This window comes from Pseudolysinimonas sp. (assembly GCF_044239695.1).
Lineage (GTDB): Bacteria > Actinomycetota > Actinomycetes > Actinomycetales > Microbacteriaceae > Pseudolysinimonas_A.
The window spans coordinates 30,569-50,400 of sequence record NZ_JBIIAW010000009.1; the positions used below are offsets into that span (position 1 = coordinate 30,569).

A 19,832-nucleotide genomic window follows, 5' to 3' on the forward strand; every position below is an offset into this window, starting at 1 on the left:
GGAGGGACCTTCGGCCCTCGCGATGAAGCCGGGGAGGGGTGAGGCTGGCCCCATGACTCGTACGTATGTCGTCACCGGCGCCGCGAGCGGCATCGGCCAGGCCACCTCCGCGCTCCTCACCGAGCGCGGCCACCGCGTCATCGGCGTGGACCTCCACGACGCCGACGTCACCGTCGACCTCGCGACCGCCGACGGACGCAGCCGGCTCGTCGCGGAGGTCACCGAACTCTCGGGCGGTCGGATCGACGCCATCATCGCGAACGCCGGCCTCGCCAAGCCGATCGCGCTCACCGTCGCCATCAACTACTTCGGCACCGTCGCGACCCTCACCGGCCTGCGCCCGCTGCTGTCCGGATCCTCGGCGCCCCGAGCGGTCACGACCGCGTCGATGGCTTCGCTCTTCCCGCCGGACGACGCGCTCCTCGAAGCCCTCCTCGCCGGTGACGAGACCGCGGCGCTTGCGCGCGGCGCCGAGCTCGAAGCCGCGGGCGGCGACGCCGCGAACCTGATCTACGGCACGACGAAGCGTGCGCTCGCGCGCTGGGTGCGCCGGAACGCGGCGACCCCGGACTGGGCGGGCGCCGGCATCCCGCTCAACGCCGTCGCCCCGGGCGTCGTGGAGACCCCGATGACGGCGGGCCTCACCGCCAGCGAGGAGGCCCGTGCGGCGTTGCTGCAGATGGTGCCGATGCCGCTCAACGGGATATTCGAGCCCCGGGACGTCGGATACCTGCTCGCCTGGCTGACGAGCGAGGAGAACGCGCACCTGTGCGGTCAGGTGGTCTTCATCGACGGCGGGTCGGATGCCGTCATGCGCGGCGACTCGACCTGGTGAGGCCTACGACGGCGGGTGCCACGCTGTTCGCCCTCCCGTAGCGTGGAGCCGTGGCAACCCGCATCTATGTGACCTCCGCCGAGGGCGGCACGGGCAAGTCGACCATCGCCGTCGGACTGCTGGAGACCCTCAAGGGTTCGGTGGCCAGGGTCGGGGTGTTCCGGCCGATCTCGCGGCCGGGCCCGGATCGCGACTACGTGCTCGAAATGCTGCTCGAGCACGCGAGCGCCGAACTCGCCTACGAGCAGTGCGTCGGCACGACCTACGACGAGTTGCACGAGAACCCGGAGGCGGCGCTCGCGGGGATCGTCGACCGCTTCGCCACGATGGAGGATGCCTGCGACGCCGTCGTGGTCCTCGGGTCGGACTACACCGACGTCGGCTCCCCGACGGAGTTGGGCACGAATGCGCGGATCGCCGCGAATCTCGCCGCGCCGGTGCTGCTCGTGCTCGCCGGGCGCGGGGAGGACGAGCAGTCCCGCTCGCCGAGCGCGCTGGCCGGATTCGCCCGGGTGTCGATCGACGAACTGCACGTCGAGCACGCGGTGCACCTGGCGACGATCGTCAGCCGCGCGGATCCCGCCGCCCTCGAGGCGATCGTCGCGGCGCTCGGCGCCGACCACCCGCAGATCCCGGCGTGGGCGATCCCCGAGGATGCCGAACTCACCGCTCCGTTGCTGCGCCATGTGCTGACTGCCGCGGAAGCGACCCTCATCACGGGCGACGAGGCGGGACTCGACCGACCCGTGCGCGACACCGTCGTTGCGGCGATGTCGCTCGACAACGTGCTGCCGCGGCTGACCGAGGACGCGGTCGTCGTCGTGCCCGGCGACCGGTCCGAGATCGTTCTCGCCGCGGTCATGGCGCACCTGTCGCCGACCTTTCCGACGCTCAGCGGGATCGTCCTCAACGGCGGCTTCCCCTTGGCTCCGGCGGTGCAGCGGCTGATCGACTCGCTCGGCGCCGCGCTGCCGGTCGCGTCGAACGCCCTCGGCACCTTCGACACGGCGGTGCGCATCACCCACGCCCGCAGCCGGCTCGCCGCCGACAGTCCGCAGAAGTACGCCGCCGCCCTCGCGCTCTTCGAGCAGCACGTCGACGGCGCCGAGCTGGTGCGGCGGCTGAGCCTGCCCAGTCTCTCGGTGATGACCCCGCTGCGTTTCGAGCACCTGCTCGTCGAACGCGCCCGGGTGGAACGCAAGCACATCGTGCTGCCCGAGGGCGACGACGACCGCATCCTCCAGGCCGCCGGCATCGTGCTGCAACGCGGGATCGCCGACCTCACGATCCTCGGTGACGAGGCGACCGTGCGGGCGCGGGCCGCCCAGCTCGGCGTCGACCTCGCGGCGGCCGCGGTGATCGCGACGACCGATCCCGAACTCCACGTGCGCTTCACCGACGTCTACGCCGAAGCCCGCAAGCACAAGGGCATCTCGCGGCAGGCCGCCGCCGACACCGTCACCGACGTGTCGTACTTCGGCACGCTCATGGTGCACCTCGGACTCGCCGACGGGATGGTGTCGGGCGCCCGGCACACGACCGCCCACACGATCCGTCCGGGGTTCGAGATCGTGAAGACGTCTCCCGGCGTCTCGGTGGTGTCGAGCGTCTTCCTGATGGCTCTCGCCGACCGCGTGCTCGTCTACGGCGACTGCGCCGTCATCCCGGAGCCGACGGTCGAGCAGCTCGCCGACATCGCGATCTCCTCCGCCGCGACGGCGCGCCGCTTCGGCATCGAACCGCGGGTCGCGATGCTCAGCTACTCGACGGGCGAGTCCGGGTCGGGCGCCGAAGTCGACCGGGTGCGGGCGGCGACGGCCCTGGTCAGGGAACGCGCCCCCGAGCTCCCGGTCGCAGGTCCCATCCAGTACGACGCCGCCGCCGACCCGACGGTGGGGGAGTCGAAGATGCCGGGCTCCGACGTCGCGGGGCGGGCGACGGTGTTCGTCTTCCCCGACCTCAACACCGGGAACAACACCTACAAGGCCGTGCAGCGGTCGGCCGGCGCCGTCGCGATCGGGCCCGTGCTGCAGGGTCTCGCGAAGCCGATCAACGACCTGTCCCGCGGGGCGCTCGTGCGCGACATCGTCAACACGATCGCGATCACCGCGATCCAGGCGCAGGACGCCTCATGACCCGGGTGCTCGTCGTCAACGCCGGGTCGTCGTCGCTCAAGTACGAGGTGCTGGATGTCGAAGCCGAGGCCTCGGTACTGTCCGGGGCCGTGGAGCGGATCGGCGTGCCCGGTTCGCCGGTGCCCGACCATGCGGCGGCCCTCGTGGAGGTGCTGGACGCGCTGGATGCGGAGAGCATCGACGCCGTCGGCCACCGGATCGTGCACGGCGGTTCGGTGTTCGTCGAGGCGACGGTCATCGACGACGCCGTCGAAGCCGAGATCGAACGCCTCGCCGTGCTCGCCCCCCTGCACAACCCGCCGGGGCTGCAGGGCATCCGGGCCGCCCGGGCGGCGCTGCCGTTCGTGCCGCACGTCGCCGTCTTCGACACGGCCTTCCATGCGACCCTGGCGCCCGAGGCCTACACCTACGCGATCGACGCCGCGGTGGCGGCCGAGCACGGCGTGCGGCGCTACGGTTTCCACGGCACGTCGTACCGCTACGTCACTCAGCGCGCGGCCGAGGTGCTCGGTCGCCTGCTCGGCGACCTGCGACTCGTGGTGCTGCACTTGGGCAACGGCGCGTCGGCGGCGGCGGTCGACGGCGGGCGCAGCGTCGACACCTCGATGGGCATGACGCCGCTCGAAGGTCTCGTGATGGGCACGCGCTCGGGCGACCTCGATCCCGCCGTGCTGCTGCACCTCCAACGCGTCGGTGGGTTCGACACCGCGCAGCTGGATGATCTCCTCAACCGGTCGAGCGGCCTGAAGGGTCTCGGCGGCCACAGCGACATGCGCGACCTGATCGCGGCGGCCGACGGCGGGGACACCGGCGCGGCGCTCGCCTTCGAGGTGTACGTGCGCCGGGTGCAGCGCTACATCGGCGCCTATGCGGCCGAGCTCGGCGGGATCGACGCCCTCGTCTTCACGGCGGGGGTGGGCGAGAACAGCGCCCGCGTGCGGGAGCGCTCGGTGGATCGGCTCGGCTTCCTCGGCATCGCGGTCGACCCGGCGCTCAACGCCGCGTCGTCCGGCGAGGCGCGGGTCGTCTCGCCGAACGGCTCCCGCGTCGCGGTCCTGGTCGTTCCGACGAACGAGGAGCTGCAGATCGCTCTCGAGACCGTCGATGTGCTGGGCGGCACCACGCTCTGATCATCCGCGCGGAAGCGCCGACAGGATCCTCGTCATCGCCGAGTCGAGGCCCCAGAGTTCGGCGAACGCCCGCGCGACATCGACCTGCTCGCCGGTGGGCGGCCGGATCGTCGCGTCGACCTCGGGCAGTGCGAGGTCGCGCACGACGTTGACGACGGCCGGGGCGACCGCGAGGTAGTCGGATGCCGCGAGCAGCTTCGCGCGCACGCTCGGCGACAGGGCGGTGGCGGGCTCGGCCGCGGCGGCGATGATCCCGTCGAGGTCGCCGAACTCGCGCAGCAGCCCGGCCGCCGTCTTCTCGCCGACGCCCGCGACGCCGGGGAGTCCGTCCGAGGGGTCGCCGCGCATCGCCGCGAAGGCCGCGTACTGCGCGGGGGTGATCGCGTACTTCGCCTCGATCGCCGCGCCGTCCAGGATCTCGAGATTCGACATCCCGCGGCCGGTGTAGATCACCCGCACGTGCCGGGCGTCGTCGACGAGCTGGAAGAGGTCGCGGTCGCCCGTCACGACGTCGACCGGCATCGACGCGGTCGAGGCGAGCGTGCCGATCACGTCGTCGGCCTCATGCTCGGCGGCCCCGACGATCGGGATGCCGAGCAGCCCGAGGGCTTCGGCGATGAGCGGCACCTGAACGCTCAGCGGGTCGGGCACGACCTCGACGTCGGGCCCGACCTCCACTTCGGCGGCGACCCGGTGGGTCTTGTAGGTGGGGATGAGATCGACCCGCCACTGCGGGCGCCAGTCGTCGTCCCAGCACGCGACGAGGTGGGTCGGCTCGAACTGCGACACCAGCCGCGCGACGATGTCGAGCGTGCCGCGCACGGCGTTGACGACGGTGCCGTCGGGAGCGGTCACCGTGTCGGGCACCCCGTAGAAGGCCCGGAAGTAGATCCCGGCCGTGTCGAGCAGCATGAGGCGGTCGGTCATGCCGCCATGCTGTCACACGGGTCAGACCGGCCGAGGGCCCTTCCGCGGACCGCCGCCGGCGGCGAGGCGCATCAGGTCGCTGTCGAAGTCGATACCGGGATCGTTCGTCGAGCCGAACTGCGTCTGGTACTTCGACGCATTGCCCGAGCGGATCGTCGCGGCCACCCCCGCGTTCATCAGGGTGACGAGTTCGAGCGCCGCCCGGTCGATGCGTGCGCCGAGCGCCTTGTCGGCCCAGTCCTCGGGCGCCGCGAACAGCGCCGTCGGTGCCGTCATCGCGCGGAGGTAGCCGAACATCCCGCGCATCTGGTCGTCGGCGACGAGTGCGTGCCGGGCGGTGCCGGCGGTCGCCGCGAGCACGACGGGCGTGCCGATCAGGGAGTCGGTGTCGAGGATCTGGAAGAACGACGTGAACAGTCCGCTCGGGCCCGCCGCGTACACCGGGGTGCTCGCGACGATGCCGTCGGCGGCGGCGACGGCATCCATCGCGGCGCGCAGACCGGGGCCGACGTGCTGCGACACGAGCGCGGTCGTCACCTCGGCGGCGATCTCGCGCAGGTCGACGACGCGGATGTCGACCGATGCGCCCTGCTCGGACGCGAGAGCCGCGACGCGCTGGGCGGTGCGGTCGGCGAGCAGTCGGGTCGACGACGGGTCGCCCGTGCCGGCGCTGACGACGACGAGGGTGGTGCTCATGATGCCTGCTCCTTCGAACCCAGGAGAGCCTGGGTGATCCTTCTCAGTTCTTCCAGATCCGCGTCGCTCACCCGCGCGGTCATCGCCGCGGTTACGTCGCGGGCGTGCGCCCGGCCGACCTCTCGCTGGCAGGCGCGGCCGGCATCCGTCAGTTTCAACCGCACGACGCGGCGGTCGCCGGCGTCCTCGCAGCGCTCGACCAGCCCGCGCTCGACGAGCCGGTCGACCATCCGCGAGAGGGCGGGCTGGCTCAGCAGCACCCGCTTGTGGAGGTCGGTGAGCCGCACCGGATCGTGGGACTTCGTGAGGGCGTAGAGCACGTCGTACTCCTTCAGCGACACGTCGCCCCAGATCGGCTCGGCCGCGAACGACTTCATGAAGGTCGCGTGCACGGTGAGCAGCGACTCCCACGCGTCGTTCGCGAGCCGGGCCCGGCCGGCCATCAGGCCGCGACCTCCGCGCCGCCGGACTCGGTGTCCTGGTAGGGAGAGCCGCCGGTGACGTTGTCGCCGCGGTTGGCGTTCGGCCGAGGCTGGCGCGGGGTCGCGTCGCCGTACTTGGCGGTGACCAGGCTCGCGTGCGTCGGGGCGTCGGGCACCTCGGGGTCGCGCAGAGCGCCCAGCTCCGTGCGGAGCACCGGCACGACCTCGCCGCCGAGCAGCTCGAGCTGCTCCAGAACCATCGGCAGCGGGAGCCCCGCGTGGTCGACGAGGAACAGCTGGCGCTGGTAGTCGCCGAAGGTCTCACGGAAGGTCAGGGTCTTGTCGATGACCTCCTGCGGCGACCCCACGGAGAGCGGGGTCTGCGCGGCGAAGTCCTCCATGCGCGGACCGTTGCCGTACACCGGCGCCTCGTTGAAGTACGGCCGGAACGCGTTCCAGGCATCTTGCGACTTCTTGGCGATGAAGGCCTGACCGCCGAGGCCCACGATCGCCTGCTTGGCGGTGCCGTGACCGTAGAACTCGTAGCGCTGACGATAGAAGTCGATCAGCCGGGCGTAGTGCTCCTTCGGCCAGAAGATGTGGTTCGCGAAGAACCCGTCACCGTAGTAGGCGGCCTGCTCGGCGATCTCGGGCGTGCGGATCGAGCCGTGCCAGACGAACGGCGGCACGTCGTCGAGCGGACGCGGCGTCGAGGTGAAGCCCTGCAGGGGCGTGCGGAACCGGCCCTCCCAGTCGACGACGTCCTCGCGCCACAGGCGGTGCAGGAGGTTGTAGTTCTCCAGCGCCATCGGCAGGCTCTGCCGGATGTCCTGGCCGAACCACGGGTACACCGGCGCGGTGTTGCCCCGGCCGAGCATGAGGTCCATGCGACCGCCCGACAGGTGCTGGAGCATCGCGTAGTCCTCGGCGAGACGCACCGGGTCGTTGGTCGTGATGAGCGTCGTCGAGGTCGTCAGCACGAGCCGCTCGGTCAGCGCCGCGATGTGCGCGAGCAGCGTCGTGGGGGAGGAGGAGTAGAACGGCGGGTTGTGGTGCTCGCCCGTCGCGAAGACGTCGAGGCCGACCTCCTCGGTCTTCTTCGCGATCGCGACGGTCGCCTGGATGCGCTCCGCCTCGCTGGGCGTCTCACCCGTGATCGGGTCGCGCGTGATGTCGCCGACCGAGAACACTCCGAATTGCATGGTCCACTCCTGGGTTGTCTGTGCGTGGCAGTTATATGCGTTTGCATGGAACTGTAACGCGCCAGGGGGAGGACTATTCCCGGGCGCGCGCGATCGCGTCGGCCGCCCGCACGAGGGTGAGGTGGGAGAACGCCTGCGGGGTGTTGCCGGCATGCCGCTCGGCGCGGGTGTCGTACTCCTCGGAGAGCAGGCCGACGTCGTTGGCGAAGCCGACGAGGCGATCCATCAGAGCCTCGGCATCCGCGAGCCGTCCCGACATCGCGTACTGCTGCACCAGCCAGAAGGAGCAGGCCAGGAACGGATGCTCGTCGCCCTCGAGCCCGTCGACCCCGGAGGTCGTTCGATAGCGCAGCAGGAGTCCGTCGTGCAGCAGATCCGTCTCGAGCGCGGCGACGGTGCCGAGCATCCGCGGGTCGTCGGGGGCGCAGTAACCGATCTGGGCGAGCGTCAGCAGCGAGGCGTCGACCTCGGTGCCGCCGTAGTACTGCACGTACGTGCCCCGCGCCTCATCGAACCCCTGGGACTCGATCTCGACCCGCAAGGCGTCGCGCAGCTCCACCCAGCGCTCGACCGGTCCGGGGAGCCCGTGCTCGCGCACCGCCCGGATGCCGCAGTCGAAGGCCGCCCAGATCATCGCGCGGGACTGGGTGAAACGCCGCGGCACGCCGCGGATCTCCCACAGCCCGTGGTCGTCGCGCTCGAGGTTCGACTCGAGGTTGTTCAGCAGCGCGAGTTGCAGCGGCCACGACACCTCGTTCTCGGCGACGCCGATGCGCCGCGCCTGCTGAAGGGCGAGCATGACCTCGCCGAAGACATCCCCCTGGAACTGCGTATACGCCCCGTTGCCGACGCGCACGGGGGCAGCACCCTGATAGCCGGGGAGCGACGCGACCTCCCATTCGGGGAGTCGTCGCTCGCCGGCCAGCCCGTACATGATCTGGAGATCGGCCGGGTCTCCGGCGATCGCACGCAGCAGCCAGCCCCGCCACTCCTCGGCCTCGGTTCCGAAGCCGTGCAGCATGAGCGCCTGGAGGGTGAGTGCGGCATCCCGCAGCCAGACGTAGCGGTAGTCCCAGTTGCGGCCGCCGCCGAACTGCTCGGGCAGGCTCGTGGTCGCCGCGGCGACGATCCCCGCCGTGTCCTCGTGGGTGAGGGCGCGCAGCACGAGCAGCGATCGCCGCACGGCGGCGGCGTAGGGACCGTCGTCGTCGAGCCGGCTCGTCCAGTCCGACCACCAGGTCGCCGTCGCGTCGAGGCGCTCGTCGACGTCGGGCATCGGCGGGGGAGTGCGGTGCGACGGATACCAGGTCATCACGATGTCGACCGTCTCGCCCTCGGCGACGTCGAACTCGGCCCGGTGGGCGTAGTCGTCGGCGATCAGCCGCGGCCCGCGGACGACGACCGAATCGGGTCCGGCGACGGCGATCAGCGCGTGCTCCCGCTCGCCATCTCCGCCCTCCTCGACCGACTGCCGGATCCAGGGGATCGCGTCGGCGTAGTCGAACCGGATGCGCAGCACCTGCTCGACGCGCACCGTGCCTCGCACGCCGCGGACCCGGCGGATGACGTCGGCGCGCCGCCCGCCCATCGGCATCAGGTCGACGACGTCGATCTCGCCGTCGTCGGTGACCCACCGGGTCACGAGCGTGAAGGTGTCGCCGTCGTAGCGGCGGTCGGTGCAGCGCCCCGCGCCGACGGGGGCGAGGCGCCAGTGTCCGTGTTCCTCGTCGCCGAGCAGCGCGGCGAAGGTGGAAGCCGAGTCGAAGCGCGGCAGGCAGAGCCAGTCGATGCTGCCGTCCGAGCCGACGAGAGCGGCCGAGTGGCAGTCGCCGATGAGCGCGTAGTCCTCGATCGCCAATGACATGTCCCCATTCTTCCCGCGCAGCCTGGGGAGGTCATCCGAACCGCGTGCGGGGCTCAGCCGGTCGCCAGCCGCATCGTCGCCTCCGCGCGCGCGGCGAGCGTGGTCGCGGTGGTGATGATCGCCCGTCGCATCGCCGCGCCGGCGGCTGTCGGCGTCACGCCGGTCCGGCGGGCGATGCTGATCGTGCGGGTGAGCGCCGGGGTCTGAAGTCGCACGGCGCGGAGGCCGGGTCGGTCGAGCAGCACGATCGCGGGCACGATCGCCACGCCGAGCCCGCGCTCGACGAAGCGCAGCACGGCATCCATCTCCGCGCCTTCGACGACGACCCGTGGCACGAGGCCCGCCGCGTCGAAGGCGGCGTCGGTCGCGGCGCGCAGGTCGTAGGTCGAGCTGAAGACGATCTGCGGCAGCTCGGCGACCTCGGCCAATCCGATCGCCCGCTCGTCACTCAGCAGCGCGGACCGGGCGGAGGCGATGACCACGAGTTCCTCGGTGAGGAGCGGTTCGAGCACGAACCGGCCGTCGTCCGGGGGGCGGGAGGCGGTCACGAGGGCGATGTCGAGTTCGCCCGCGGCGAGATCGTCGAGCAGGCGGCGCGACCCCTGTTCGACGAGACCGATCTCGATCGCGGGATGCCGGGTGTGGAAGTCGCTGAGGGTCTCGGCGACGAGGCTGATGCACAGGGTGGGTGTCGCCCCGAGCCGTACCCGGCCCCGTTCGACCCCGGCGAGTTCGTCGAGTTCGCGGCGCGCCGAGGCCGCGTCGCTGAGCATCCGGCGGGCCCAGGGGAGCAGGCACTCTCCGGCGGCGGTCAGCGTCGCGCCGCCCGGGCCACGGGTGAAGAGGTCGGCGCCGAGATCCTGTTCGAGCGCGGCGATCTGTCGGCTCAGCGACGGCTGTGCGAGATGCAGGCGGTCGGCGGCGAGAGTGAAGCGCCCGACGCGGGTGATCTCGACGAAGCCGCGCAGTTGCTCGAGGTTCATCCGCATAGCCTAAGCGCATGGCAGCGAGAGAATAGATGCATTGGAGTAATGGAACCGGTCTCCGTAGCGTGGTCGCATGACCGTCTCCGAGAAGCGCCTCGCCACCTCCGTGCTCGTGATCGGCGCGGGAGGGTCGGGCCTGCGGGCCGCGATCGAGCTGGCCGAGGCCGGCGTCGACGTGATCGTGCTCGGCAAGCGCTCGAAGAACGACGCCCACACCTCCCTGGCCGCCGGCGGCATCAACGCGGCGCTGTCGACGATGGACCCCGAGGACAGCTGGCAGCAGCACGCCGCGGACACGATCAAGGAGGGGTACTTCCTCTCGGACCCGCACACCGTGCAGGTGGTGACCGAGGGGGCTCGGCGGGGGATCGAAGACCTCGAGCGCTACGGGATGCCGTTCGCGCGCGAAGCCGACGGGCGCATCTCGCAGCGCTTCTTCGGCGCGCACACCTACCGGCGCACGGCGTTCGCGGGTGACTACACCGGGCTCGAGATCCAGCGCACCCTCGTGAACCGCGCGGCCCAGCTCGGCATCCGCATCCTGGACTCCCTCTACGTCACCCGACTGCTGGTCGACGACGGCGCGATCTTCGGTGCCTACGGCTTCGATCTCGAGGACGGCACGCGCTACCTCGTGCACGCGGATGCCGTCATCCTCGCCGCCGGCGGACACAACCGCATCTGGCGCCGCACGTCGTCCCGGCGGGACGAGAACACCGGCGACGCGTTCCGGCTCGCCGTGCTCGCCGGCGCGCGACTGCGGGACGCCGAACTCGTGCAGTTCCACCCGTCGGGCATCCTCGAGCCGCAGAACGCCGCCGGCACCCTCATCTCCGAGGCGGCGCGCGGCGAGGGCGGCATCCTGCGCAACGCCTTCGGCGAGAGGTTCATGGAGAAGTACGACCCCGAGCGGAGGGAGCTCTCGACGCGCGACCGCGTCGCGCTGGCGGCCTACACCGAGATCAAGGAGGGGCGCGGCACCGCGAACGGCGGCGTCTGGCTGGATGTCTCCCACCTGCCGCGCGAGACGATCATGCAGCGACTGCCGCGGGTCTACCAGACGATGCTCGAACTGCAGATGCTCGACATCACCGTCGACCCGATCGAGATCGCGCCGACCGCGCACTACTCGATGGGCGGGGTCTGCGTGCGTCCCGAGGACCACCGCACCGACGTCGAGGGCCTCTATGCCATCGGCGAGGCCGCGAGCGGATTGCACGGCGCCAACCGCCTCGGCGGCAACTCGCTCATCGAGTTGCTCGTCTACGGGCGGATCGTCGGGCAGGCGGCCGCGGAGTACTCGGCGGGTCTGACTGTGCAGCGTCGCTCCGCGGCGGCGATCGCGGAGGCCCGGGCGGAGGTCGACGGGCTGCTCGCCGCCGACGGGCCCGAGAACGTGCGGGCGCTCCAGCGCGCCATCCGCGACACGATGACCGAGCACGCCGGAGTGGTGCGTTCCGAGGAGGGTCTGCTGGAGGGGCTGCGGCAGCTCGACGAGATCGAGGCGCGCATGGCCGACATCGGCGTGCACCCGGACGTCGCCGGGTTCCACGACCTCGCGCACGCCTTCGACCTCACGGCGTCGGCACTGGCGGCCCGCGCGACCCTGCGTTCGGCCCTCGAGCGTCGCGAGACCCGGGGCGCGCACAACCGCAGCGACTACCCCGACCTCGACCCCGAGCTGCAGGTCAACCTCATCTGGTCGATCGACGACACCGTGACGAGGGAGGCGATCCCGCCCGTTCCGGACGAGATCGCCTCCCTGATCGCCGCCGACGAGCTCTCGGTCGCCGGCAAGCTGCTCGAGTAGCCCGAGCTATCGGATCCTGCGACGGTAGACCAGGGCCGCGGCGACGACCGCGACCAGCAGGATGCCGACGCACCAGGCGAGCGCGATCCAGATCTCGCCGCCGACCGGCTGCTGCGCGAGCAGCGCCCGGATGGTGTCGACGATCGACGTCACCGGCTGGTTCTCGGCGAACCAGCGCACCGGGCCCGGCATCGACTCCGTCGGCACGAACGCCGAGCTGAGGAACGGCAGGAAGATCAGCGGGTAGGAGAACGCGCTCGCCCCTTCGACCGACTTCGCCGAGAGCCCGGCGATCACGGCGAGCCAGGTCAGCGCGAGCGTGAACAGCGTCACGATGCCGGCGACCGCGAGCCAGGCGAGCACTCCGGCGCCCGACCGGAACCCGAGCAGCAGCGCCACTCCGATGACGATGGCGACGGACACCAGGTTCGCCACGACCGAGGTGAGCACATGCGCCCAGAGCGTCGCCGTTCGGGCGATCGGCATCGCCTGGAAGCGCTCGAAGATGCCGCCCTGCAGGTCGAGGAACAGGCGGTAGGCGGTGTACGCGATGCCCGACGCGATCGTGATGAGCAGGATGCCGGGCAGCAGATAGCTCACGTAGGAGCCCTCGCCGGTGCCCTGGCCGATGTCGATCGCGCCGCCGAAGACGAACACGAAGAGCAGGAGCAGTGCGATCGGGGTGACCGCGGTCGTGATGATCGTGTCGGGGCTGCGCAGGATGTGCGTCAGCGAACGCCCGGTGAGGGTCGCGGTGTCGCGGAGGACGTGGGTGCTCATGCCGCGGTGTCCTTTCGTCCGGTCACCGCGAAGAACACGTCCTCGAGGCTCGGCTGCTTCTCGATGTACTGCTTCTCGGTCGGCGGCAGCAGTCTCTTCAGCTCCGCCAGGGTGCCGTCCACGAGGATCCGGCCCTCGTGCAGGATCGCGATCCGGTCGGCCAGCTGCTCGGCCTCCTCCAGGTACTGCGTCGTCAGCAGGACGGTGGTTCCCCCGGCGGCGAGTTCCTTGACCGCGGTCCAGACCTCGAGGCGGGCCTCCGGGTCGAGCCCGGTCGTGGGCTCGTCGAGGAAGATCACCGGGGGGTTCCCGATCAGGCTCATCGCGATGTCGAGCCGTCGACGCATGCCGCCCGAGTAGGTCGCGACCTTCCGGCCGCCGGCCTCGGTCAGCGAGAAGCGGGCGAGCAGGTCGTCGGCGATGCGGCCGGTGTCGTTCAGATGACGGAGGCGGGCGATCAGGATGAGGTTCTCGCGCCCGCTCAGCACTTCGTCGACCGCGGCGAACTGCCCCGTGAGGCTGATCGCGGCGCGGACATCCTGCCCCTGCGTCCGCACGTCGAGGCCGGCGATCCGCGCCGTCCCCGCGTCGCTGCGCAGCAGGGTCGCGAGGATCCGGATCACCGTCGTCTTGCCGGCGCCGTTGGACCCGAGCAGGGCGAAGATGCTGCCCGGGGCGACCTGGAAGTCGACGCCCTTCAGCACCTCGAGCTTGCCGTAGGCCTTGGTCAGGCCCACGACCTCGATGGCGGCGGTCACGACGCGGGCTCCTCGCCGGACGCGCGGGCGATCGAGGAGCGCAGGCGCTCGCGTTCCTTGGCGATCCAGCCGCCGTCGGAGTACGTGCTGACGAACGCCTCGACGAACTCGAGCGGGTCGTCACCGACGATGTCGCGGATCGGGGTGCCGTCGGCGGCGGCGCGCTCGAACAGGTCGGCCAGGTCGTCGAACATCGTCGCGGCGCGGCTCCACTCGGCGGGGGTGTCGCCCGAGTGCATGAGGTACCGCTCGATCGCGTCGACCGCGGTGCGGTACTCCTCGGGGAGCGCCTTGACGCGTGCCTTGTACGCCCGCCATTGCTTCTTGTCGTCGAACGATCCGATGATCAGTTCGAGGATGTTCTTGGCCATATGTCTTCAGTTCCCTTCGTGACGGAGTTCTTCGAGGCGTTCCGCGAGGAAGCCCCAGGTCGCCCAGAACTCGTCGAGAGCCCGGCGACCTTCGGTGTTGAGCGAGTAGACCTTGCGCGGGGGGCCCTTCTCGGAGGGCACTTTCTCGACGTCGACGAGCCCGCGCTGTTCGATCCGCACGAGGAGCGCGTAGACCGTGCCCTCGGCGATGTCGGTGAATCCGCGGTCCCGCAGCCACGCGGTGATCTCATACCCGTAGGCGGCGCGGCCGGCGAGGATCGCGAGGATCATGCCTTCGAGAGTTCCCTTGAGCATCTCGGTGATCTGCTTGGGCACGAGTCCCCTTTCGGTAGTGAGTGATGCTGAGTACCGGTATAAAGTAACACTGAGTACCAGTACTGAGCAACACTGAATACCACTCCGATGCGCGGGCGCCCAGGATGGGGGAATGGCAGCCGAAGCGACGATCCTCGAGGTCGGCGAGCGCGAGGTGCGGATCTCCAGCCCGAGCCGCGTGCTCTGGCCTGAAGTCGGCATCACCAAACTCGACCTCGCGAACTATCACGTCGCGGTGGCCGAGGCCTTTCTCACCGCCAACGGCGACCGCCCGGTCGCCCTCGAGCGCTACTCGGCGGGCGTCGACGGTGAGAGCTTCTTCTCCAAGAACCCGCCGAAGGGTGCGCCCGAGTGGCTGCGCTCGGTGCCCGTCGTCTTCCCGAGCGCGCGCTCGCATCCGCTCGTCGTGCTCGACGAACCGGCCGGCGTCGTCTGGGCCGTGCAGATGAACACGATCGTCTTCCACCCGTGGCCGTCCCGCACCGCGAACACCGACAACCCCGACCAGTTGCGCATCGACCTCGACCCGCAGCCCGGCACCGACTTCCGGGATGCCGTCCCCGCCGCGCTCGAGATGCGGAACGTCCTGCGCGACGCCGGGCTCGAGGGCTGGATCAAGACCTCGGGCAACCGCGGCATCCACCTCTACTCCCCGATCGTGCCGGAGTGGGAGTTCCTCGACGTGCGGCATGCCGTCATCGCCGCCGCGCGCGAACTCGAGCGCCGGATGCCCGAGAAGGTCACGACGTCCTGGTGGAAGGAGGAGCGCGGCGAGAAGATCTTCGTCGACTTCAACCAGGCCAACCGCGACCGCACGATCGCAGCCGCCTACAGCCCCCGCGCGCTCCCGCATGCCCCGGTGTCGACGCCGATCACCTGGGAGGAGCTGCCGTCGGTCGACCCGCGGACGTTCACGGTGCTGACCGTGCCGGATCGGCTGCGCACGACGGGTGATCCCTGGGCGACCTTCGCCGCCGCGCCCGGACGCATCGACACCCTCCTCGCGTGGTGGCGACGCGACCTCGAGGCCGGTCTCGGCGAGATGCCGTTCCCGCCCGACTTCCCGAAGATGCCGGGCGAGCCGCCGCGCGTGCAGCCGAGCAAGAAGAACTCCGAGAACTGGGACGCCGACGGCAACCCGCTCTGAGTCGGTGATCGAGGAGGGGGCGCAGCCCGCGTGTCGAGACCTACTGCAGCACGTCGTCGAGGTCGTAGACCCTTGGCACCTCGAGCTGGTCGTAGGTGCACGACTCGGGGTCGCGATCCGGTCGCCAGCGCTCGAACTGCACGGTGTGCCGGAAGCGCCCGGCCTCCATCTGGTCGTAGCGCACCTCGAGCACGCGTTCGGGCCGCAGCTGCACGAACGAGGTGTCCTTGTTCGCCGACGCGAACCGGCTGCGCTCCTTCTCGCCGGTGACGGCGGCCCCGTCCTCGCCCGTGACGACGAGCGGAGCGAGTTCGTCGATGAGCTCGAGCCGTCGGGCGTTGCTGAACGCCGACACCCCGCCGACGGCGCGGAGGTGTCCGTCATGGTGAAGCCCGACGAGCAGCGACCCGACCCCGGCGCCGGATCTGTGGATGCGGTACCCGAGGAGGACGACATCCGCCGTGCGCTTGTGCTTGATCTTGAACATCGCGCGCTTGCCCGGCTGGTACGGGTCGCCGAGCGGCTTGGCGACCACGCCATCCAGGCCCGCTCCCTCGAACTCGTCGAGCCAGCGGCGCGCCAGGTGGACGTCGCGGGTCGTGCGGGTCAGGTGCAGGGGAGCGGAGACGCCGGCGAAGAGCTTCTCGAGTTCCGTGCGGCGCTGCGAGAGCGGGAGCTCCGAGGGGTCGCGGTCGCCGATCGCGAGCACGTCGAACGCGACGAAGGATGCCGGAGTCTCGACCGAGAGCTTCTCGACCCGGGAGGCGGCGGGGTGGATGCGCTGGGTGAGGGCATCCCACTGCAGGCGCCTCACGCCGTCGGTCTCGAGGGTGACGACGATCTCGCCGTCGAGCACGCACGGCGGGAGCAGACGGGAGAAGGCGTCGACGAGTTCGGGAAAGTACCGGGTGAGCGGCTTGTCGCCTCGGCTGCCGATCTCCACGCCCTCCGTCGTCACCGACACGAGGCCGCGGAAGCCGTCCCACTTCGGTTCGTAGAGCAGGTCGCCCTCGGGCACCTTCTCGACGGACTTCGCGAGCATCGGCGCAGGCAGATCGGACATGTCCCGATTCTGCCGCCGGTAGCATCGAGGACGTGAGCAGACTCGGTGAATCGACACCGGGCAGATTCATCGTGCTCGAAGGCCTCGACGGCGCCGGCACCACGACGCAGGGCGCCCTCCTCGCCGCACGACTGCTCGAGCGCGGAATCCCGGTCGAGCTCACGAAGGAGCCGACCGACGGCGTGCTCGGCAAGATCGCGCGCGCGTTCACGGACGGCGTGACGCACCTCGAGCCCGAGACCGTCGCGCTGACGTTCGCCGCGGACCGCATCGAGCACACCGTCGAGATCCGCGCGTTGCTCGAGGCCGGCACCTGGGTCGTCAGCGACCGGTATGTCGCGTCGTCGCTCGCCTACCAGACCTCCCAGGGCCTGCCGTTCGAGTGGGTGCGCACCCTCAACTCCCGCGCGATGGAGCCCGACGCGACGATCTTCGTCGACACCTCCGTCGAGGCGTGCGTCGCCCGGCTCGCGGCCCGCGGCGAGTTCAACACCGGACCGTTCGACCAGGCCGCCGCGCTGGAAAAGGCCCGCGCGCTCTACCTTCAGGCCTTCGCGAGCGACGTGCCGCTCGGCCGGCTCGTCGAGATCGCCGGGGATGCCTCGCGCGAGCAGGTCGCCGACGCGATCTGGGACGCGCTCGCGCCGCTGCGCTGAGGCTCATGGGTTTCACTCGCGCCGAACTCGAGTCGTTCCGCGACGCCGCGGTGCCCGATCTGGTCGGCGACGGGATGCGGCTGCTCTTCGTCGGGATCAACCCCGGACTCTGGACCGCCGCGACGCAGACCCATTTCGCCTATCCCGGCAACCGGTTCTACCCGGCGCTCCTCGCCGCCGGGATCATCGACCGGCTGCCCGACTTCGCGACGGGCATGACGGATGCCGACCGCGCCGAGTTCCTCGCGCGCGGCATCGGCATCACCAACTTCGTGAACCGCGCGACCGCCCGGGCCGACGAACTCTCCCGCGACGAGTTGCGCGCGGGGGCCGTGCGGCTGGCGGAGACGGTGCGGCAGTGGCGTCCACCGGTGGTCGCGATCGTCGGAGTCACGGCGTACCGTCAGGGCTTCGACCGGCCGAAAGCCGCCCAGGGGGAGCAGCCCGGCGGGCTCGAGGGCGCCCGGTTGTGGGTCGTGCCGAACCCGAGCGGGCTCAACGCGCACGACACCGTGGCGAGCCTCGCGGCGGCCTACGCCGAGCCGGCGCGCGCCGCCGGGCTGCTTGCGTGACGCAGACGGCTCAGTCGCCGAGCGCGGGCTTGATGTCGCGCACGATCGACTCGAGGATGCGCGCGTTGAACGCGACGCCTAGCTGGTTGGGCACCGTCACGAGGATCGTGTCCGCCGCTTGCACGGCCGCATCCGCGGCGAGCTCCTCGGCGATCTTGTCGGGCGCGCCGATGTACGAGCGGCCGAAGCGGGCGAGCCCGCCGTCGAGGTGCCCGACCTGGTCCTCGCCGTCGCGCTGCGCGCGGAGTCCGAAGTAGTGCTCGGTCTCGTCGTCGATGATCGGCAGGATGCTGCGGCTGATCGAGACGCGCGGCGCGAAGCCGTGTCCGGCCGTCGCCCAGGCATCCCGGAAGAGCTGGATCTGCTCGGCCTGGAGATCGGCGAGCGAGGCACCGGTCTCCTCGGTGAGCAGCGTCGACGACATCAGGTTCATGCCCTGCTCGGCCGCCCAGACCGCGGTGGCCCGCGTGCCGGCACCCCACCAGATGCGCTCCGGTAGGCCGGGGGAGCGCGGCTCGATCGCGAGCGGTCGCTCCATGCCGGTCATCTGCGGGTTCGACATCGCGACCCCGGCTCCGGCGATCGCCGCGCGGAACACCTCGGTGTGGCGGCGGGCGAGGTCGGCATCCGTCTCACCCTCGTCGGGGACGTAGCCGAACGACTGCGAGCCGTTCAGGGCGGTCTCGGGTGAGCCGCGGCTGAGTCCGAGCTGCAACCGGCCTCCGCTCAGCAGATCGGCGGCGGCGGCATCCTCGGCCATGTACAGCGGGTTCTCGTAGCGCATATCGATGACGGCGGTGCCGATCTCGATCGTCGAGGTGCGGGCACCGATCGCGGCGAGCAGCGGGAACGGCGACGCGAGCTGCCGGGCGAAGTGGTGCACGCGCACGAAGGCGCCGTCGGCACCCACCTCCTCCGCCGCGATCGCCAGGTCGAGGGTCTGCTGGAGCGCGTCAGCCGCCGTCGGCACGAGTGAGCCGTGCCCGGGGGCCCAGTGGCCGAACGAGAGGAACCCGATGCGCTTCACATCAGATGCAAGGCGTGTGCGGGGCGCAGAATTCCCGGGAGGATGTCGCTATGGCCCTTCCCCGTCCCCTTCGCCCGCCGGTCGCCTGGTTCTCGCGCACCCTCCTGTTCCGCCGGGTCGGGCCGACGATCATGCCGCCGCTCGAACGCGGCATGAAGCGCCTCACCGGGGGACGGGTGCAGCTCAGCGGCCTCGGGGTGCCGACTCTCGTGCTGCACACGATCGGGGCGAAGTCGGGACTCGAACGCGACATCGTGCTGATGTACTGCCCGGACGGCGCCGAGATGCTCGTCACCGGCAGCAACTTCGCGCGGGACGCCCACCCGGCGTGGACGGCGAACCTGCTCGCGCATCCCGACGTCGCGGTCTCCCGGCACGGTCGGCGCGTCGACGTGCGGGCGACCCTGCTCGACGACGTCGAGCGCGAGGCGACCTGGCCGAAGCTCGAGCGCAACTGGCCCGGCTACCGCAAGTACGAGGTGACGGCGGGCCGAACGCTCCGCGTCTTCCGGCTCACGCCGAGATGACGGGCTCGCCCAGGAAGGGGCCGAGCCCCAGATCGACGAGCACCACCCGCCCGGCGTAGCGCGCCCCGGGGTCGCGCAGCAGCCCGGCCTTGATCGCCCCGAAAGTGACGGAGAGGTCGGCCGGCAGCACGGTCGCGTCCGGCACCGAGCCGTCGTCGGGGGAGATGCCGCTCGGGATGTCGACGGCGACGACCCGCGGACGCCCCGGGCCGGCGAGGGTCGGCAGGATGGCCGCGACGGCGTCGCGGGCGGTGCCGCGGAGAGCGGGGGAGGCCCCGGTCCCGGTGCCGAGGATGCCGTCGAGCACGACGTCGGCGTCGGTGGCGAGGGAGGCCACGTCGGCCGCATCCGCCCAGGTCGCTCCGGCGGCGAGAGCCGTCGCCGCGGCGACGGCGTGGAACCGCGAGCCCGTCGCGACGAGGTCGACGCGCATGCCGGCGTCGGCGAGTTCGGCGAGCGCGAAGAGCGCGTCGCCGCCGTTGTCACCCGACCCGATGAGCGCGAGGGCGCGCCGCGGGGCGAGGTCGCGGAGTTCCGCGGCGAGCGCGGCGGCGGCTCGCCGCATGAGCGGTTCGCCCGCGTCGAGCA

21 protein-coding genes are annotated in these 19,832 nt (G+C 71.2%); 8 read left to right on the plus strand and 13 right to left on the minus strand.

From position 1 onward, the window contains the following. Positions 1-52 precede the first annotated feature (52 nt). From ACILQS_RS02825 to ACILQS_RS02835, 3 genes are read left to right on the plus strand one after another with little or no spacing between them, the layout of a single operon-like run. Positions 53-835, plus strand: a complete 783-nt coding sequence (locus ACILQS_RS02825; protein ID WP_395638581.1) for an SDR family oxidoreductase — start codon at positions 53-55, stop codon at positions 833-835. A gap of 50 nt (positions 836-885) precedes the next feature. Next, positions 886-2,970 (plus strand): phosphate acetyltransferase, encoded by a 2,085-nt coding sequence (gene pta / locus ACILQS_RS02830; protein WP_395638582.1) that lies wholly within the window; start codon positions 886-888, stop codon positions 2,968-2,970. After that, positions 2,967-4,100 carry an acetate/propionate family kinase gene (locus ACILQS_RS02835; RefSeq protein WP_395638583.1) on the plus strand — a complete coding sequence of 378 codons (1,134 nt, stop codon included), beginning with the start codon at positions 2,967-2,969 and terminating at the stop codon, positions 4,098-4,100. Before pta ends, ACILQS_RS02835 begins: the two co-directional genes overlap by 4 nt. On the opposite strand, the gene ACILQS_RS02840 is transcribed toward ACILQS_RS02835, so the two are convergent. The 6 genes from ACILQS_RS02840 to ACILQS_RS02865 form a co-directional block, all read right to left on the minus strand. Then, entirely contained in the window at positions 4,101-5,027 is a 927-nt protein-coding gene (locus ACILQS_RS02840) for a 5'-3' exonuclease H3TH domain-containing protein (protein ID WP_395638584.1), read from the minus strand. A gap of 21 nt (positions 5,028-5,048) precedes the next feature. Continuing rightward, positions 5,049-5,723 (minus strand): CE1759 family FMN reductase, encoded by a 675-nt coding sequence (locus ACILQS_RS02845; RefSeq protein WP_395638585.1) that lies wholly within the window; start codon positions 5,721-5,723, stop codon positions 5,049-5,051. Next, positions 5,720-6,166, minus strand: coding sequence for a MarR family winged helix-turn-helix transcriptional regulator (locus ACILQS_RS02850; RefSeq protein WP_395638586.1), 447 nt, complete (start codon positions 6,164-6,166; stop codon positions 5,720-5,722). The genes ACILQS_RS02845 and ACILQS_RS02850 overlap by 4 nt, the downstream gene beginning before the upstream one ends. Next, a complete protein-coding gene (locus ACILQS_RS02855) occupies positions 6,166-7,347 on the minus strand; it encodes an LLM class flavin-dependent oxidoreductase (RefSeq protein ID WP_395638587.1) in 1,182 nt (393 codons plus the stop codon). The genes ACILQS_RS02850 and ACILQS_RS02855 overlap by 1 nt, the downstream gene beginning before the upstream one ends. A gap of 73 nt (positions 7,348-7,420) precedes the next feature. Beyond that, positions 7,421-9,211, minus strand: a complete 1,791-nt coding sequence (locus ACILQS_RS02860) for a glycoside hydrolase family 15 protein (RefSeq protein ID WP_395638588.1) — start codon at positions 9,209-9,211, stop codon at positions 7,421-7,423. Positions 9,212-9,264: 53 nt separating this feature from the next. Further along, positions 9,265-10,194, minus strand: coding sequence for a LysR family transcriptional regulator (locus tag ACILQS_RS02865; RefSeq protein WP_395638589.1), 930 nt, complete (start codon positions 10,192-10,194; stop codon positions 9,265-9,267). 76 nt (positions 10,195-10,270) lie between these two features. Here ACILQS_RS02865 and ACILQS_RS02870 point away from each other — a divergent pair, with 76 nt between their 5' ends. Beyond that, the gene (locus ACILQS_RS02870; RefSeq protein ID WP_395638590.1) at positions 10,271-12,007 is read left to right on the plus strand and encodes an L-aspartate oxidase; all 1,737 of its coding nucleotides are present in this window, start codon (positions 10,271-10,273) and stop codon (positions 12,005-12,007) included. 6 nt (positions 12,008-12,013) lie between these two features. Here the strand turns inward: ACILQS_RS02870 and ACILQS_RS02875 are convergent, their stop codons facing one another. The 4 genes from ACILQS_RS02875 to ACILQS_RS02890 are packed head-to-tail and all read right to left on the minus strand — an operon-like array spanning position 12,014 to position 14,252. Then, positions 12,014-12,787: an ABC transporter permease gene (locus ACILQS_RS02875; protein WP_395638591.1), complete on the minus strand. Its 774-nt coding sequence runs from the start codon at positions 12,785-12,787 to the stop codon at positions 12,014-12,016. Next, on the minus strand, positions 12,784-13,545 hold the full coding sequence (locus ACILQS_RS02880) for an ABC transporter ATP-binding protein (RefSeq protein WP_395638592.1): 762 nt from the start codon (positions 13,543-13,545) through the stop codon (positions 12,784-12,786). Before ACILQS_RS02880 ends, ACILQS_RS02875 begins: the two co-directional genes overlap by 4 nt. Continuing rightward, entirely contained in the window at positions 13,542-13,916 is a 375-nt protein-coding gene (locus ACILQS_RS02885) for a DUF1048 domain-containing protein (RefSeq protein ID WP_395638593.1), read from the minus strand. Before ACILQS_RS02885 ends, ACILQS_RS02880 begins: the two co-directional genes overlap by 4 nt. Positions 13,917-13,922: 6 nt before the next feature. Continuing rightward, entirely contained in the window at positions 13,923-14,252 is a 330-nt protein-coding gene (locus ACILQS_RS02890) for a PadR family transcriptional regulator (RefSeq protein WP_395638594.1), read from the minus strand. A gap of 112 nt (positions 14,253-14,364) precedes the next feature. Here ACILQS_RS02890 and ligD point away from each other — a divergent pair, with 112 nt between their 5' ends. Then, positions 14,365-15,399: a non-homologous end-joining DNA ligase gene (gene ligD, locus ACILQS_RS02895; protein ID WP_395638595.1), complete on the plus strand. Its 1,035-nt coding sequence runs from the start codon at positions 14,365-14,367 to the stop codon at positions 15,397-15,399. A gap of 40 nt (positions 15,400-15,439) precedes the next feature. Here the strand turns inward: ligD and ACILQS_RS02900 are convergent, their stop codons facing one another. Further along, on the minus strand, positions 15,440-16,462 hold the full coding sequence (locus ACILQS_RS02900) for an ATP-dependent DNA ligase (protein WP_395638596.1): 1,023 nt from the start codon (positions 16,460-16,462) through the stop codon (positions 15,440-15,442). A 32-nt stretch (positions 16,463-16,494) separates the two neighbouring features. On the opposite strand from ACILQS_RS02900, the gene tmk reads away from it, so the two are divergent. After that, positions 16,495-17,118 (plus strand): dTMP kinase, encoded by a 624-nt coding sequence (gene tmk / locus ACILQS_RS02905; protein WP_395638597.1) that lies wholly within the window; start codon positions 16,495-16,497, stop codon positions 17,116-17,118. Positions 17,119-17,123: 5 nt separating this feature from the next. Further along, a complete protein-coding gene (locus ACILQS_RS02910; RefSeq protein WP_395638598.1) occupies positions 17,124-17,690 on the plus strand; it encodes a mismatch-specific DNA-glycosylase in 567 nt (188 codons plus the stop codon). A gap of 10 nt (positions 17,691-17,700) precedes the next feature. Here ACILQS_RS02910 and ACILQS_RS02915 read toward each other — a convergent pair whose 3' ends face one another. After that, positions 17,701-18,717, minus strand: coding sequence for an LLM class flavin-dependent oxidoreductase (locus tag ACILQS_RS02915; protein ID WP_395638599.1), 1,017 nt, complete (start codon positions 18,715-18,717; stop codon positions 17,701-17,703). Positions 18,718-18,767: 50 nt separating this feature from the next. Between ACILQS_RS02915 and ACILQS_RS02920 the strand changes: the two genes are divergently transcribed. Beyond that, positions 18,768-19,244 (plus strand): nitroreductase family deazaflavin-dependent oxidoreductase, encoded by a 477-nt coding sequence (locus ACILQS_RS02920; RefSeq protein WP_395638600.1) that lies wholly within the window; start codon positions 18,768-18,770, stop codon positions 19,242-19,244. Here ACILQS_RS02920 and ACILQS_RS02925 read toward each other — a convergent pair. Continuing rightward, positions 19,231-19,832, minus strand: a 602-nt coding sequence (locus ACILQS_RS02925) for an NAD(P)H-hydrate epimerase (RefSeq protein ID WP_395638601.1), incomplete at its 5' end; no start/stop codon positions are given. The genes ACILQS_RS02920 and ACILQS_RS02925 overlap by 14 nt on opposite strands.